This is a genomic window from Sulfurimonas lacustris (genome assembly GCF_059705355.1).
This window is the reverse complement of the sequence record NZ_AP046125.1, coordinates 1,273,802-1,289,119: the sequence shown is the minus strand read 5'-3', so window position 1 is coordinate 1,289,119 and position 15,318 is coordinate 1,273,802. Positions and strand designations below refer to the sequence as shown.

13 protein-coding genes are annotated in these 15,318 nt (G+C 40.3%); 2 read left to right on the top strand and 11 right to left on the bottom strand.

The features are described 5' to 3' along the window. Positions 1-3 precede the first annotated feature (3 nt). The 10 genes from ilvA to AC6H4V_RS06750 all read right to left on the bottom strand — a co-directional run bounded on the left by ilvA (position 4) and on the right by AC6H4V_RS06750 (position 10,173). Positions 4-1,206: a threonine ammonia-lyase gene (gene ilvA, locus AC6H4V_RS06795; protein WP_497606247.1), complete on the bottom strand. Its 1,203-nt coding sequence runs from the start codon at positions 1,204-1,206 to the stop codon at positions 4-6. 9 nt (positions 1,207-1,215) lie between these two features. Then, complete coding sequence (locus AC6H4V_RS06790; RefSeq protein ID WP_497606246.1) at positions 1,216-1,644, bottom strand: CoA-binding protein; 429 nt, start codon at positions 1,642-1,644, stop codon at positions 1,216-1,218. A 30-nt stretch (positions 1,645-1,674) separates the two neighbouring features. Continuing rightward, positions 1,675-2,430, bottom strand: a complete 756-nt coding sequence (locus AC6H4V_RS06785) for a TIGR02757 family protein (protein WP_497606245.1) — start codon at positions 2,428-2,430, stop codon at positions 1,675-1,677. A gap of 20 nt (positions 2,431-2,450) precedes the next feature. Continuing rightward, positions 2,451-3,317, bottom strand: coding sequence for an ORF6N domain-containing protein (locus tag AC6H4V_RS06780; RefSeq protein ID WP_497606244.1), 867 nt, complete (start codon positions 3,315-3,317; stop codon positions 2,451-2,453). Between the two features lie 67 nt (positions 3,318-3,384). Further along, on the bottom strand, positions 3,385-6,528 hold the full coding sequence (locus tag AC6H4V_RS06775; RefSeq protein WP_497606243.1) for a type ISP restriction/modification enzyme: 3,144 nt from the start codon (positions 6,526-6,528) through the stop codon (positions 3,385-3,387). 10 nt (positions 6,529-6,538) lie between these two features. After that, a complete protein-coding gene (locus AC6H4V_RS06770) occupies positions 6,539-7,807 on the bottom strand; it encodes an RNA polymerase factor sigma-54 (RefSeq protein WP_497606242.1) in 1,269 nt (422 codons plus the stop codon). A gap of 14 nt (positions 7,808-7,821) precedes the next feature. Beyond that, complete coding sequence (gene lptB, locus AC6H4V_RS06765) at positions 7,822-8,544, bottom strand: LPS export ABC transporter ATP-binding protein (RefSeq protein ID WP_497606241.1); 723 nt, start codon at positions 8,542-8,544, stop codon at positions 7,822-7,824. Next, positions 8,532-8,945, bottom strand: coding sequence for a tRNA (adenosine(37)-N6)-threonylcarbamoyltransferase complex ATPase subunit type 1 TsaE (tsaE, locus tag AC6H4V_RS06760; RefSeq protein WP_497606240.1), 414 nt, complete (start codon positions 8,943-8,945; stop codon positions 8,532-8,534). The genes lptB and tsaE overlap by 13 nt, the downstream gene beginning before the upstream one ends. After that, on the bottom strand, positions 8,942-9,928 hold the full coding sequence (trpD, locus tag AC6H4V_RS06755) for an anthranilate phosphoribosyltransferase (RefSeq protein ID WP_497606239.1): 987 nt from the start codon (positions 9,926-9,928) through the stop codon (positions 8,942-8,944). The genes tsaE and trpD overlap by 4 nt, the downstream gene beginning before the upstream one ends. After that, the gene (locus tag AC6H4V_RS06750; RefSeq protein ID WP_497606238.1) at positions 9,925-10,173 is read right to left on the bottom strand and encodes a S4 domain-containing protein; all 249 of its coding nucleotides are present in this window, start codon (positions 10,171-10,173) and stop codon (positions 9,925-9,927) included. The genes trpD and AC6H4V_RS06750 overlap by 4 nt, the downstream gene beginning before the upstream one ends. A gap of 151 nt (positions 10,174-10,324) precedes the next feature. Here AC6H4V_RS06750 and AC6H4V_RS06745 point away from each other — a divergent pair, with 151 nt between their 5' ends. Further along, complete coding sequence (locus AC6H4V_RS06745) at positions 10,325-12,901, top strand: EAL domain-containing protein (protein ID WP_497606237.1); 2,577 nt, start codon at positions 10,325-10,327, stop codon at positions 12,899-12,901. A 96-nt stretch (positions 12,902-12,997) separates the two neighbouring features. On the opposite strand, the gene AC6H4V_RS06740 is transcribed toward AC6H4V_RS06745, so the two are convergent. Continuing rightward, positions 12,998-13,915, bottom strand: coding sequence for a manganese-dependent inorganic pyrophosphatase (locus AC6H4V_RS06740; RefSeq protein WP_497606236.1), 918 nt, complete (start codon positions 13,913-13,915; stop codon positions 12,998-13,000). Positions 13,916-13,969: 54 nt separating this feature from the next. Here AC6H4V_RS06740 and AC6H4V_RS06735 point away from each other — a divergent pair, with 54 nt between their 5' ends. Beyond that, entirely contained in the window at positions 13,970-15,316 is a 1,347-nt protein-coding gene (locus AC6H4V_RS06735) for a phospholipase D-like domain-containing protein (protein WP_497606235.1), read from the top strand. Positions 15,317-15,318 lie beyond the last annotated feature (2 nt).

Below are 15,318 nucleotides of genomic sequence, written 5' to 3'. Positions count from 1 at the left end.
GTTTTACTCTCTTATGTAGTTTTCTTCTTTGAGCACTTTGTAAATCATACTTTGATGCTCTTCGCCTTTTGTTTCAAGATGCACAGTCACACTTGCATCCCCATAATCAAGCGAAATGGAGGTTCTGTCGTACGATATATGTACGATATTTGCGTTGAGGTCTTGGAGTATCTGCGTAAAGCGCATGAGTGCCCCCGGTTTGTCGATGAGTGTAACCGTAAACTTCATCTTTCTGCCTGATTTGAGCAGACCTTTTTCGATGATAACGGAGAGAAGCGTGACATCCATGTTGCCACCGCTTAGAACGATGGCTACTTTTTTGCCCTTAAGATGTTCAAGCTTGTCATGCAAAAGTGCCGCAACGCCAACTGCTCCAGCACCCTCAACCACAAGCTTTTGTCTCTCAAGCAAAAACAAAATCGCACTTGCTATCTCCTCATCATCTACGCTGATAAATCTATCGACACTCTCTAGCATATAGCCTAAAGTGATGGGTGATGTGTCTCTCACGGCGATTCCGTCTGCAATGGTTCTCACACTTATGCTATCTATGGGTGTTTTTGAGTCAAACGAGTTTTTAAGTGCGGGTGCGCCTTTTGCGCTTACTGCTATAACCTCTATATTTGGGTTGATGCTTTTGATGGTACATGCCATCCCAGAAACAAGTCCGCCACCCCCAGCAGGGATAACAACTGCGTCCAAATCGGCACATTTGTCTAAGATATCTAAAGCGAGCGTTCCCTGCCCTGCTATGACCTCATCATCCTCAAAAGGGTGTACAAATGTAAGTGAGTGTAATTTAGCATACTCTATGGCGTGAGCATACGCTTCATCATAGTTTGCGCCATGTAAAATGACATCCGCACCATAGTTTTTCACTCCGTTTATCTTGGTGAGCGGTGTTGCCTCAGGCATAACGATAATAGCTTTTATGCCAAACATAGAAGCGGAGAGTGCCACACCCTGAGCGTGGTTGCCGGCACTTGCAGCGATAACGCCACACGCTCTTTGTGCATTGGTAAGAGTTGCTATCTTGTTGTAAGCTCCTCTGATTTTAAATGCGCCTGTGACTTGAAGGTTCTCTTTTTTTAGGTAAACCTCACATCCTGAGTGTTTGCTTAGATGGGGTGCGTAAGAGAGAGGTGTGTCAACAACTACGCCCTTTATGCGCTCTCTTGCTTCATAGATTTTTTTTACATCAAACAAAAAAATCTCCTAAAGGAGCGTGCGATGTTCTACCATCGTACACATGTTTTGCACAACGCGCATGCCCGCATCTTTCGCCTTTTGTGCGGCATCGTTGTTCACAATCCCTTTTTGCGCCCAAAAAATCTTCACATCCCCTCTCTCTATACACGCATCCGCCACCAAAGGCAAATAGTCTGGTTTTCTAAAGATATTTACCATGTCTATCTCAAAAGGAATCTCTGCAAGTGAGCGATACACTTTTTCGCCTAAAATAGTCTCCTCTTTTGGATAAATCGGTACTATCTTAAAGCCATGCTCTTGGAGATACTTTGCCACTCTGTGGCTGTCTTTGGTCTCATCTGGTGAGAGTCCGACTACGGCTATAGTTTTTGTGATGTTAAATATCTCTTTAATCTCTTGTTTATTTGCATTGATAGTTGGAAATTCGCACTCCATAGACGCTCCTTGTGATGTGTAATAAAGCAATTATACCAAAAGTTTCTCTTGCCCAATGCGGTAGAGGGCAAAATCGTATTTCAGCGGGTCTTGTCTGTCAAACTCTTTAAGCTTATTTGTCAGCTCAAGTGCTGCTTCCAAATCGTAACTTTTTCTCTCCAGAAGCCCCAATTTTTTAGAGACATTAAAAGTGTGCGTATCAAGCGGAATTATAAGGTCGCTTTTGTCAACGCCGCTCCACAAACCCATGTCGATGTTGTCACTTCTAACCATCCAGCGCAAGTACATCATCCAACGCTTCAACGCCCCTGCTCCCTTTGTTTTTAAGGTTACTAGAGAGATTAAAAAATAGTAGCCCATGGTTGCGTGCGGATAAATCTCTTGCAGTGTTTTTATAATAGAGTTTATGCCCTCTATGACACTTCTGTTTTTAAGATAGCCGCCCTTAAAAACCTCTTCAAGCGTTGTCTTTTCGTTTAGGCGTTTGAGAGCGATAAAAAGAGCCGCCACATCTTCACTCTTTTGAAATCTGTAATAGTGATTTTTCAGAGCTTCTCTAATCTCATCATCACTTTTAGCAAGAAGCGAAAAGTCGAGAGAGTTTAAAAACTTCACTATCTGTTTTACATTTCCATATGCAAAAAGCGCGCAAATCAGCGAGATGGTCGGGTCTTTATACTTGTGTGCGACCATAATTGGGTCTAAGCGCTCCTCACAAACCTCGCCTTCACAGTTGCGTTTTTCAACTTCTGCATCTAGGAGTTGTTTTATGTTTATGTCACTCATCTATTAAACCTCTTCATAATTTATTTTAATCTCCCCAAAATCTCTAAAGCTTGCATCTCAAACTTTGAAAATGCAAACCATTTTTTACCCAAATCTTTAAGACTTGCTCCGATGTGATATATCTCTTTTTGATCAATAATGAGAAATCTATCATGAGCATTTTTGAACTCTTTTAACTCTATGTTTTTATATTGAGAGTTGTATTTTTGATAGTCAAGGCGAAGTTGCTTTGAGATAGTTTGTGTATATATTTTTATTTTTAAATTTTGGTATTTACTAAAAAGTGTAAAAACAGTATCGTCGATGTAGTTGTCTATCAAAACTATTTCACTTTTTGCACTTTTGAGTAAATCGTTTATAAAAGCATACGCATCATAAATCTGCCCATCAAAAAATATCCCCTCATCTGGTTTTTTAGTTTTGTCTTCCAATGCTTCAAAAAGTTTGTCAAAGTTTTTATCATGCAAAGAGAGCCTTTGTTCAATTCTTTCAAATCGTTCATAAGTAATGATGTTTTGAGATATTAGTTGTCTCATATTTGCAAAAACTCTTATGATTGATACAGTGACCTGTGATGCAATCCTACTTTTTAAGATTGTTGCCAACATGTAGATGCCCTGTTCTGTAAAAACTTTTGGGTTTGTTCTTGTTTTGGCAAAATTTGTGGTCGAAACTTTCGACCGCAAAATATCAAACTCATCATTATTAAGCTCAAAGTAAAAATCATCTAAAAATTTATCTTGATTGTTTCTTACAGCTTCGTTGATTCTTTTTGTCTCTACATCATACAACACCGCTAAATCTCTATCTAGCATTACGGCAAGCCCGCGGATAGTGTGGATTTTGTCTTGTAGGTTTTGTTTATTTACAGTTTCTAGCTTGTTCATAACTGATAGTTCCAAGTGTTGATTTTGCCTATCATACTAAAATAATTTATTTTCATTTAAAAGTATTTCAAAATGACATATTTTTCAATAAAACCTCATCAATGCGTTGCATAATCTCATGTGTCTTTGTAAGTGCGACTATGATTTTGTTGTAGTGTTCGTAATCTTCTTCTCTCATCTCACGCCCTGCTCTGTCTTTGAGCCATTTTTGAGCGCTCTGGTAGCCGCCGATGTAGAACTCCCAAGCAACGAGCGGGATTTTGTCGATGTACTGCTCATCATTTAGCCACAGTTTTACGAAATCACCCTCTATCTCTACATCTTTTTTGGCTATCTTTCTCTCAATGGTGTTGTTTTCGCTCTCGTTTAGCTCTATAACTATCTCGTAAACTTTTGGATTTTCCAGCAGATGGTAGCTTCTAAGTTCGCTTCCTAGCTTTGCCAACTCCCAAAAAGTCTCTGCCTGAGGATATGGAACGCGAGGAAAATCGATCTTTAAAAACTCTTTGTACTTTTCTCTGTAGCTTGGAGAGTGTAAAACGGCATAGATGTAGTCTAAGATGTCGATAGGTGCAAAGGTAGTAGTGTTTTGCTCTTTTTCATTTACAAATGTAAGTCCCAATCTCTCCTCTATCTCTTTTACTATCTCAAGATTTAGGTTTGGCGTGCGTTCTGTTGTTAGTGAGTTATCGTCTGGGTAGAGGTAGAGGGGGAAATTATAAGATTGTGTTGTTGATTCACCTGTTTTTGCTTCACTCATTAAATTTGATATAAAAAAATGGTCTACTCTATCAGACTTATTTGACTTAGCAGTTATCAATCCAATATTCTCTTTGTTAAGATAATTTAATGTTGTATTTTTTCGACTTCTCCAGAGTAAATTGTCACTAAAATATGTAAACTTATTACTAAATGGTCTATGAACTATTTGAAAAAAGTTTTCATCTCTAATTTTAATTTTATTTTTATTGTCTATTATCCACTTTGCATAATTTTTTCCCAAAGAATACTTATTTTTCAAAATTTCTTCACTATCACTATTTATTAAAAAATCATTAATATTCTCTTTTAATTGTGCTTTAGTTTCAGATAATATAAAGTTATCTGCCATGGTCATAATACCTGTATTAAATACAGAATATAACTCATCAATTTTAAATCCTTTCTCATAGCTATCTTGTTCTCCAAAATCTTTAGGTACAAAGAAATAATTAGGTTCTTTAACTTCCAGTTTTTTCCACTCAACGGTTTTTATAGAACTACCACTTAAAAAGTCATATTTAAAATCTCTTTTTCCATATAAATCATAATGATAAACATCCGCCAATTTTTTCTTACTTGTTTTTGTTTTTACAAATATATTTATAGAAACGCCCTGTTTTATATCAAACACATTTTCATCTGCACTGCCATCGGGACAAATCTCTTTTTTGTTTCCATTACCATGCAAATCAATAGTATATATTTTGTCAAAAGTTTTTAAAAGATGATACCGCATGCCCCTAAAAGTCGCATTATCTAAAAACCCATGTGGATTAATAAAAGCTAAAATTCCCTCCCCATTTTTTTCTATATAATGCTCTCCATATCGTATAAACTTTACATAATCATCATTTAACCAATGTTTTCTTTCATTAAAATATTCGCCCTCTATATATTTATAATCATTTATTTTTCTATTTATCCACTCTATATTATTTGATGAAACTCCACTATACGGCGGATTACCCATCACAACCATAACTGGAGTCTCTTTTTTGACACGGTCTGCTTCTTGGGATTCGGTTGCTAAAAATGAGGCAAAGAGATTGCCTGTTTCGTCATGATGCTCTTCAAGAGAGTTGGTTAAGAAGACTTTGAGCCTCTGCGTGGTTGTCGGCTCATAGCCTGTGAGTTTTAAGAGCAGGTCTAGTTTTAGGTGTGCCATGGCGTAACTTGCCATAACTATCTCAAAACCGTGAAGCCTTGGGATGAGATGCTCGGTTACATAGCTATTCCATTTAAGGTACTGCTTTTTTTCATGCAAAAACTTGATGGTCTCTGCCAAAAATGTTCCCGTTCCCGTGGCAGGGTCTAGCACTTGGACTTTGTGGACTTCTTTGTCCATTTTGCCTTTTTTGGATGGATTGTCCACTTTTATGGTTATCTTGCTTGTGTCTGACAACCCTTTTGGAAGGTTAAACTCTTCTGTTAGCACTTCATCTACCGCACGAACGATGAACTTTACAACAGGTTCAGGCGTGTACCAAACGCCTCTGCTTTTTCTAAGTTTTGGGTCAAACTCCGCCAAAAACTCTTCGTAAAAGTGGATGATAGGGTCGTTTCTTTGTGTCGTGCTTCCAAAGTTCTCAAGCAGTTTTGTTACATCTGTTGCTAAAAATATCTTGACTAAACTATCGACTATCCATGAGATTCTGATATCTAGGTCATACCCTGCGAGTTGCTGAAAAAGCTTGCGCAAAAACGGGTTTGAGTGCGGAAGAAGTTCGGCGGCTTCTTGTCTGCTAAAGGTTTGAAGTGTGGAGTCATGAAATCTTGCCGTAAACATTCCGTAAGTGATGGTTTGCGCGTACATGTCGGCAAAATCTTTGGGTGTCATGTCGTGGATGAGCATCTGTTTAAAGATTTTGTACTGTGAGTAAAGCTCTGTATTTTCATCTGTTTCTATGTCAATCTCTATGGCTTTTAACATCACATCCGCCATAAGTTTTGCTTTGTGCGCCATCATACATGCAAGCTTTGAAGAGGAAGTGATGCTCTGTCCGACAAATGAGGTAAAGTTTTTGATGAGGTTTATAAACTCTGCAAAGTTTTCAGCAAGAGGAGTTATCTTGCCATCTTGGATTTTAGCTATTTTTATCGTTGTATAGAGCTGTGCGTTTTTGTAAAACTTAAACTCCATGTAGTCGGTAATGATGAGATTTTCAAGAGCATTTTTATAGCGTGTAAACTGCTCGTTGTAATCTTTGTGGTTGAGGTCTTTGCCAATATCTTTAGCTTCGATATGCCCTATCTCGATGTTGTCCGTTTTTGTGGCTATTAAGTAATCAGGCGCACCCGCCTTTACCCTTTTTGGCTCATTTATGGCGATGACATTTGTATCAATGGTTTCGACTAAATCTTTAAGATGCCCTCTGTAAGTATGCTCTGTCGCTGAACCTGTGAGAAACTCATTTGATATTTTTGTTATGTAGTTATGAAGTTTTTGCATGTTTTTTCCTTTAATGCAACTGATAAAGCTTTTTTCGCTCGCTTGAACCTGCTATGTTGAGTTGTTTTCTGTACTTAGCAATGGTGCGTCTTACCATTTCAACTTTGAATTTGTCTTGGATAAGCTCTAAGAGTTTCATATCGCTTAGCGGTTTTTTTCTATTTTCATTTTTTACCAGATTTACCACAAACTCTTTTATAGCGGCGTTTGAGACATCTTCGTCTATGGCTGTCGTGAAAAACTCTTTCATGGCGTATATGCCTCTGTTGCAGGCTATGTATTTGTTGGCTATGGCACGTGATATAGTTGATGGGTTATGTCCAAACTCATCGGCTAAGGTCTTGAGCGTAAGGGGCATAATCGCTCCGCCAGTAAAAAACTCATACTGGTACTCGACTATCATCAATCCCACTTTATAGAGCGTTGCTTTTCGCATATCAAGAGCATCGACTAAACCTTTTGCCTCTTTGATTTTTTGGGCGACATACTCATGCGCAACACCGTAGCTTGTATCGATGTTTATGGTCGGGTAGTAGGCATCGTTGAGCTTTACTTCTATGGAGTCGTCATCGTTAAAAAATATCATCAAATCAGGGATAACTTGAGATGACTCTTCTAAGTATTCGATAGCGGGCGGGTTTTTAAAAGTGCCTAAAACTCGCATAACTTCTGCAAAATTTTTCTCATCGGAGTAGGCATAGATGTTTTCCAAATCCTTAATTACTTTGATGGCTAGTGCGTATGCTTCATCGCTTACATCAGAGCCCTCAAGCTGAAACAAGAATGATTCTTGAAGATTTTTTGCGGCGATACCGACGGGTTCTATGTGTGCAAAACGCAGACGGATTTTTTCAAACTCTTCAAGCGTCATATTATTTAATTTGCAAAAAAGTTCGCTCTCTCCCTCATAGTAACCGTTTTCATCAAGGTTTGCGACAACAAAGTACGCCGCCTCTTTTGACTTTGGTGTGGGAAAAAGGCTGGAGTCTATCTGCTCGTCGAGTACATCAAAAAGTGAGCGGTGTTGGATGGTAAGCGCTTCTATCTGCTCTGTGCGAGAGTTTGCCACGGATGAGGAGATGATTTTTTTGGGTAAAAATCTCTCAAAATCCTCTTCAAAACCGGACTTTACCTCAACAACCGGATTTGCTTCCACAAAGGGAGCCATCGCTTCGCCCAAATCGCTAAGGCTTGAGTGCAAAATCGGCAGCCAATTACGCAGGGTGTTGGAGAGTTTGTGCTTATTTTCTACGCTCTGTGTCTGCCTTAGTTGCGCCATGGTTACTAAGCCTCTTAAAGCTTAAACTCCTCGCCCAAATAGTGCTTGCGAACATCGGCATTTTGCCCTATCTCTTTGCTTGTGCCGCTTGCTAAAAGAGAGCCGGACTTGATAACATAAGCTCTATCGCAAACATCCAAAGTTTCACGAACATTATGGTCGGTGATAAGCACGCCGATACCATAAGAGACAAGCTGTTTTATAACCGTTTGGATATCCATCACGGCAATGGGGTCAACCCCTGCAAAAGGCTCATCAAGAAGCAAAAACTTCGGTTTGTTAACCAAAGCACGGGCGATTTCAACACGGCGGCGTTCTCCACCGCTAAGGCTAACACCCTTGCGGTAGCGAATCGGCTCTATGTTAAACATATCAAGCAGTTCCAAAATCCTCTTCTCTTGCGCCTCTTTATCTTTTATCTTTACTTCGGCGGCGATAAGAAGGTTATCTTCAACACTCAAATCTTTAAAGATAGAAGCCTCTTGTGGCAGATAACCGATACCTTTCAATGCTCTTTCATGAAGCGGCATGCCTGAGAGGTTTTCATCATCAAAAAATACCTCACCCCCGCTTGCTTCAACAAGTCCGCAAATCATGTAAAAAGTAGTGGTTTTCCCCGCTCCGTTTGGTCCTAAAAGCCCAACGACCTCGCCGCTTTTGACCTCAAGGCTCATACCTTTTACTATCTCCAAATCTTTTATCTTTTTCTTTAAATCAACCGCTTTTAGTATATGCATACGCTGTACTCTCTCTTCTCATCCGAAATTTTTTTTATATCAACCGTAATTACGTTGATGCAGGCTTCTCTTAGGAGTGACACCAAAGCATCATCGCCCCACTCTATAAAATGAAGCCCCTCACGCTCAAGTTCCTCAAGCATCCCCAAAGCCATAAAATGTTCAAGTCCGTGGTTGTAGATATCATAGTGAAAAACTCTATCTGCATAGGCATGTTGGAGTGAAAAGGTAGGCGATGTTACATCCTCCTCTATCCCCAAATGCGCAACTATGGCTTTGACAAGCGTTGTTTTTCCAGATGCCAAATCGCCTCGCAAGATGACCACGCCGTTTTGAAAATGGGATGCGACATCTTTTGCAACTTCATCTATGTTATCTAAAGAGAGGATGTATCTTTTCATAGTTTGTTGGATATCTCGATGATTTGTTGCAGTTTTGCTTTGGCAGCACCGCTTTTAATCGCCTCATGCGTCATCGCCAAGCCGTCTTGCAAGTCACGCGCCAAACCGTCCACCATAAGTGCCGCCGCCGCATTTATCATCACTATATCTCTTTGTGCATCCGTTGCATTTGAGGTAAAGATGTTGTGAAGTATCTGTGCGTTCTCTCTTCCGTCTCCACCCACGATAGCTTGAAGCGGCGCTCTTTTTATTCCATACTCTTGCGGGTTGATAACAAACTCACGGACAACTCCGTCTTTTAGTTGTGAAGCGTAAGAGAGTGAACTGATGCTTATCTCATCCATCCCCTCCTCGGAGCTTACCACAAGCGTTGAAGTCGCTCCGTTGATTTTCAGAGCCTCCGCCATCTTTGGGACAAACGATTTGTGAAATACGCCAAGAAGCGATTTTTTCGCACCCGCCGGATTTGTGAGCGGTCCTAGAATGTTAAAAATGGTCTTCTCGGAGATAGTTTTGCGCACCGGCATGATAAAGCGCATAGCCGGATGATGATTTCCGGCAAACATAAAGGTAAATCCGCTCTCTTCAAGCAGTCTTGCACTCTTGTCTATATCCAAATCAAGCCTCACGCCAAGAGCTTCAAACATATCGGCACTTCCCGATTTGGAGGTAACGGAACGGCTTCCATGTTTTGCGACCATACTGCCGCATGATGCGCAGAGGATGGCAACTGTGGAGGAGATGTTAAAACTCCCTATTTTGTCGCCGCCCGTACCGACGATGTCAACGACCCTTTGGCGTAAATCCTCAGAGATTGGAAGAGGAATCGCAAAAGAGCGCATCACTGCCGCCGCCGCCGCAATTGTCTCTACCGAGGTGTTTGCATCAAGTGTGAGAGAAAGCAAAAACTCTCGCATCTCTGCATCATTCATCTCATGCAAAAAGAGTGAAGTGAACGCTTTTTTTGCTTCATCGTAATTCATGCTATCTCCTCAATGTACTCATTTTGGAGACTCTTTGGTGTTGATTTGGCTGTCGGGATTTGAAGCACTCGGTACTTTTTTGGTGCTTCAAGGTAGTTGATGGTTATGATAGAACCAACCTCTACATTTTTACTAGCCTTTGCAACTACGCCGTTGACGAGGACAACACCGTTTTCTATCATATCTTGCGAAACAGAGCGTCTTTTGGTAATGTTGACGCTGTTTAAAAATTTATCTACTCTCATCCATACCCACAAAACTTTTTTTGTGTATTGTAGGGTATTGAAACTGAAAATTGCGTAATAGTTGGAACATTTTTTGCGTCATGGAAAAAAGTAGTAACTGAAATAAAATCGTGTTATACTAGAGACAAACTTTTTCTAAAGGGTGTCTAAGTTGCTGAAATTTCATCTCAATAAAAAAATCTTTTGGGTTATTGCGCTTCTTATCGTTGTTGCGAACTCCTTTTTGACGCTTTATGTTTATGACCATACGCAAAAGGCTATTGAAGTAAGGGCTTATGCTAGAGGAGAATCGCTAAAAGAGTACTTTATCTCCATGCGTTACGTTTATCATCAGCAGTTTTTAGACAGCGGTTTAGAAGTAAATGAAAAAACTGTTGGCTTTCTACCAGCACACGCTTCCACGCTTATAAGTGATAAGTTTTCCGAACTCTCAAGCGATGGGATAACCATCAGAAATGTCACAGATGTGCCAAGAAATCCTAAAAATATGGCTGATGAGTTTGAACTTGATGCTATGGAGTACTTTAAAAAAACCAAAACCGACAAAGCGCAAATCAAAAAAATCATAGAAAACTCTCAAGAGATTTTGCACTACACCGCACCGCTTGTCATAGAGCAGTACTGTATCGCTTGTCATGGAAAAAGAGAGGAAGTTCTTCCATCTGTTTTAAAGATGTATGACACCGCGTATGACTATAAAATAGGAGATATCCGCGGTGTAACAAGCATAAAAATCCCCATAGACAGCCTAGAAAAAGAGGCTCTTAAGAGTTTTTACCAAACTGCTCTCTTTACGTGGGGCATTATCTTGTTGCTCCTTGTCGTTGTCTATTTCGCCGTCAATAAGCTCACTAAAAATGAGGTTGAGCAAAAAAGAATACTTCAAAAAGAGGTAAGAGAAAAAACGGCGGATTTGAATGAGCAAAAAAATGAGCTAGAAGTTGCCTACGCACAGCAAAAACATCTTTTCTCTATTCTTCGAACCGTGGCAGACTGTAACCAAATCCTCATAACAGCGCAAAGCGTGGAAGAACTTGTCAAAAAAACGGCTCTCTCCATGCATGAAAACACAACATTTGCAAGTGTAAAAATCTCCCTTTTGGAAGATGGAGAACTTGTTGTAAAAACCTCTATTGGTCTTGATGAAGAGTTGCAAATTTTGACTTTGGAAGAAAAAGTAGTTGCGTCTAACACACATATTCATATGCAACAAGACAGCTCCCTACTCACATCTTCGTGTAGAGAGCGGATGCACAAATACAAGCTCAAAGAAGTCTATGCAGTGCCACTCAAAAAAGATTACCACGCCAAAGAGGCTTTGGGTGTTTTATCTATCTGCACTACGCAAGAGAGTGAACTAAGCCACGAGGAACTCGCTATGATAGATGAGTTGGCGGGTGATGTTGGTTTTGCTATCAACTCATTTAACCAAAAAGAGGCGATTAACCAGCTCTCATACTACGACACGCTTACCTACATCCCAAACCAAAGGCTCTTTGAACAACACCTTGAACAAGCACTCTCTAGTAGTGATAAGCATCTCAACTATGGTGCGCTTCTCTTTTTGGACTTTGATGATTTTAGAAATATTAACGATTTGGTCGATAAAAGTACGGGAGATGCTATTTTGCAAGAGATAGCGCAAAGACTTATCGCTATGACGCATCAAGAGTTTTTTGTAGCAAGACACAGCGGTGATAAGTTTCTCATTTTACTCGAAAATCTCTCAAGCATTGAGAATGAAGCTGCTATTATGGCAAAAAATGGTGCGCAAAAACTTCAAGAGAGTATCAACGTCCCTTTTGCGGTGGCAGAAAAATCTCTCTATCTTACGTGCAGTATAGGCATAGTCCTCTTTTTAGACCACAAAGAGAGTGTAAACAAACTTTTAAATGAAGCAGAATATGCGATGCGAACTGCAAAAAAAGAGGGGAAAAACAGTATTCGTTTTTATGATGAATCGCTTCAGGGCATGACAAAATCTCGTCTTGAGATGCTCCAACGCCTCAAAAAAGCGGTTGTAGAGAAACGTTTGATGCTTTACTTTCAAAAACAGTTTGACAAAGAGCAGCGTATCATGGGAACAGAGGCTCTTTTACGCTGGAGGGATGCTGAGCTTGGATTTGTCTCTCCTGCTGAGTTTATACCGCTTGCTGAGGAGTCTGGGCTTATCAAAGAGATTGGGGATTTTGTGCTTGAGAGCGCTACAGATACGCTTGTGCTTTGGAGCAGTGAGGCACTTAAAAAAGAGTGGCGTATGTCGGTCAACGTCAGTCCCATACAGTTTAAAGAAGAGCGTTTTGTCTCAAATATAAAAGCACTCATAGAGAGAAAAAACATCAAACCATCCCTCCTTAGAATCGAACTTACAGAGGGTGTTTTAGTCGCAGACCAACAAGAAGCGATGCAAAAAATCTTAGAACTCAGAGAGTTTGGCTTTTCTATATCGATAGATGATTTTGGAACAGGATACTCAAGTTTGGTTTATCTAAAAAACTTAAAAGTGGACGAGCTAAAAATCGACCAATCGTTTGTTTTTGGGCTTGGAACAAACAAATCGGATGAGACTATTATCAAAACGATTACGATGATGGGAAATGAACTTGGTTTTGAAGTTATCGCTGAGGGAGTGGAGACACAAGAGCAGTTTAACACCTTGACGTCGCTTGGATGTGACTATTTTCAAGGGTATCTACTGGCAAGACCTTGTCCAGTGGAGGAGTTGTAACTAGCTAGGAGGGGTTTTGCGGGGCTAAAGCCCCACCTCCATGTAAAATTAGGAAGTGGGGCTTTAGCCCCGCCTCTCTATAAACAAGAAAGCTTCTTAAAACTGCGGTTGAAGAAACGGAATAACCTGTTTTTTACGGCTAAGAACACCATCGAGCCACGCTTGGTTCTCTTGGAGTTTTGTTTTAAATGCGGTTTCTACTTTGCTAGCATCATCACTCAAACAGAGAAGCTGTGACCCCTCTTTCATGATGTCCGTTAAAAGAATGATGATAGTATGGAGTCCGTCTTCTTTCTTCATCAGCTCCATATCTGCAAAAAGTTCCGGTATTCTGCTCTCTAAAACAGAGATATCCACCATCTCAAGCTGCCCTACTCCCACACGTGTACCGTTCATATCAAACGCTTTATAGTCTCTTGTGTTTAGGTTTCTCGCACTCGCACCATCAACTGCAGATTTTGCGATAAACATCTCCATTGCAAGAGCTTTGTAGTCTTCAATGCCGCAAATCTCGGAGAGCTCTTTTACAGCTTTTGTGTCCGCTTTTGTACATGTCGGAGATTTGAAGATAACCGTGTCGCTAAGGATTGCACACATCATCATCCCTGCGATATCTTTTGGAATAGCAACTTTATGGTAGTCGTACATCTCTTTGATAACAGTATTTGAACATCCTATCGGGCGAATCCAGCACTCTAAAGGTGTATCTGTCGTGATGTCACCAAGCTTGTGATGGTCAACGATACCTAAAATAGTTGCCTCTTTGATATCTTTCGGAGCTTGTGCAAGGTCTGAAAAATCAACCAAATAGACATTTTCGCCCGCATAAGAAGTTTTGAGTTCAGGTGCAGTCATGCCAAACTTCTCAAGAATAAACTCAGTCTCAGGAGAGATTTCGCCTTGACGCGTAGCGATGCACTCTTCGCCAATTTGGTTTTTAAGATACGCTAGAGAAATAGCACCTACGATTGAGTCGGAGTCAGGATTTGTGTGACCAAAAATATATGTTGCCATAAGAGAAAGCCTTTGTTTTTTCGCAATTATATCCAAAGATGCTATAATTTTTGAATGAACGAAACACTAAGTGCGCAAAGCACAAATCTTCTCTTTTATCATAGTTTTATAGCCTTTGGCGCACTTTTGAGCCTTGTGATGCTTGTGCATATGCTCTACCATAGACGCCCTCCCAGTGCCATCATAGCGTGGATACTCTCTGTAATTATCATCCCATACATTGCAATGCCTCTTTACTTTATCATCGGACTTAGAAAAAGAAAAAACAGATATAAAAAGAGTGCGCTCTTTAAAAGCCAGACATTTACGCACCGCATGAACAATGAGATATTTACGCTCTATACTGACGGGGTTGCATTTTACGAGGTATTTATGCGCTGTATCAAAGAGGCAAAACGCTCTATCTCCATCAGTGCTTATATCTTTGAGTACGACAAAACAACCAAAGAGATTATCAAAGCGTTGGTGCAAAAAGCAGATGAGGGCGTGGAAGTAAAGATACTTCTTGACTCTCTAGGCTCTATCATCCTCTACTTTACGTGGTACAGGCTGGGAGTGCTCAAAAATGCGGGTGTAAAAGTAAGGTTTTTTATGCCCATTTTTCAAATGCCGCTAAGAAACTACATCAACCTGCGCAATCACAGAAAAATCTATATTTTTGACAATGAAAAAGTTTTAAGCGGCGGAGCAAATCTCTCGGATGCTTATCTGGGAGCCCTGCACAAAAAAGAGCGTTGGGAAGATATCATGTTTTTGGTTCAGGGGGCATCGGTAAGAGACTATTTTGACATCTTTGCCTCTGACTGGTTCTATGCTTCTGGCGAAAAGACGCACTTTACGCATAAAAGGCAGGAGGCTCATGGCGAAAATCTTTTACAAGTTATCCCATCTGGTCCGGATATGAATCAAGATATTTTATACGAGATGCTTCTTTTTGGTATCTATCAAGCTCACAAGAAAATCACTATCATAACGCCCTACTTTATTCCAAACAGTTCTCTTATGGAAGCACTTATCATCGCCCATCATAGAGGAGTGGATGTCAAACTCATTACCCCAAAAGAGGCAAACCACACCATTGTAAACCTCGCAAGAAGCTCCTACATGCGAGAGCTTGAAGAGGCAGGGATAAAAATCTATCTTTATGAAGGCGCAATGCTTCATGCAAAAGCGATTCTTTTTGATGAAGAGAGCGTTTTGCTCGGAAGTGTCAACTTCGACAACAGAAGCCTCTTTCTCAACTACGAGGTAGCAACGTTTGTTTATAGCCCAAAAATCATTCAAGAGATTGTGATTTGGAGTGATGGACTTATGGCAAAGGCATCATTTGGAACGAAAAATGTCTCCACACTCAAAAGAGTTTTTGAAAATCTTATGCGCATCATCGCACCGCAACTCTAAAA

What these genes read in the sequence shown, in the direction of transcription:
- AC6H4V_RS06790 (WP_497606246.1), bottom strand. Translation starts at nt 1,644, where the DNA reads ATGGAGTGCGAATTTCCAACTATCAATGCAAATAAACAAGAGATTAAA.
- AC6H4V_RS06785 (WP_497606245.1), bottom strand. Translation starts at nt 2,430, where the DNA reads ATGAGTGACATAAACATAAAACAACTCCTAGATGCAGAAGTTGAAAAA.
- AC6H4V_RS06780 (WP_497606244.1), bottom strand. Translation starts at nt 3,317, where the DNA reads ATGAACAAGCTAGAAACTGTAAATAAACAAAACCTACAAGACAAAATC.
- AC6H4V_RS06775 (WP_497606243.1), bottom strand. Translation starts at nt 6,528, where the DNA reads ATGCAAAAACTTCATAACTACATAACAAAAATATCAAATGAGTTTCTC.
- AC6H4V_RS06770 (WP_497606242.1), bottom strand. Translation starts at nt 7,807, where the DNA reads ATGGCGCAACTAAGGCAGACACAGAGCGTAGAAAATAAGCACAAACTC.
- lptB (WP_497606241.1), bottom strand. Translation starts at nt 8,544, where the DNA reads ATGCATATACTAAAAGCGGTTGATTTAAAGAAAAAGATAAAAGATTTG.
- tsaE (WP_497606240.1), bottom strand. Translation starts at nt 8,945, where the DNA reads ATGAAAAGATACATCCTCTCTTTAGATAACATAGATGAAGTTGCAAAA.
- trpD (WP_497606239.1), bottom strand. Translation starts at nt 9,928, where the DNA reads ATGAATTACGATGAAGCAAAAAAAGCGTTCACTTCACTCTTTTTGCAT.
- AC6H4V_RS06750 (WP_497606238.1), bottom strand. Translation starts at nt 10,173, where the DNA reads ATGAGAGTAGATAAATTTTTAAACAGCGTCAACATTACCAAAAGACGC.
- AC6H4V_RS06740 (WP_497606236.1), bottom strand. Translation starts at nt 13,915, where the DNA reads ATGGCAACATATATTTTTGGTCACACAAATCCTGACTCCGACTCAATC.
- AC6H4V_RS06735 (WP_497606235.1), top strand. Translation starts at nt 13,970, where the DNA reads ATGAACGAAACACTAAGTGCGCAAAGCACAAATCTTCTCTTTTATCAT.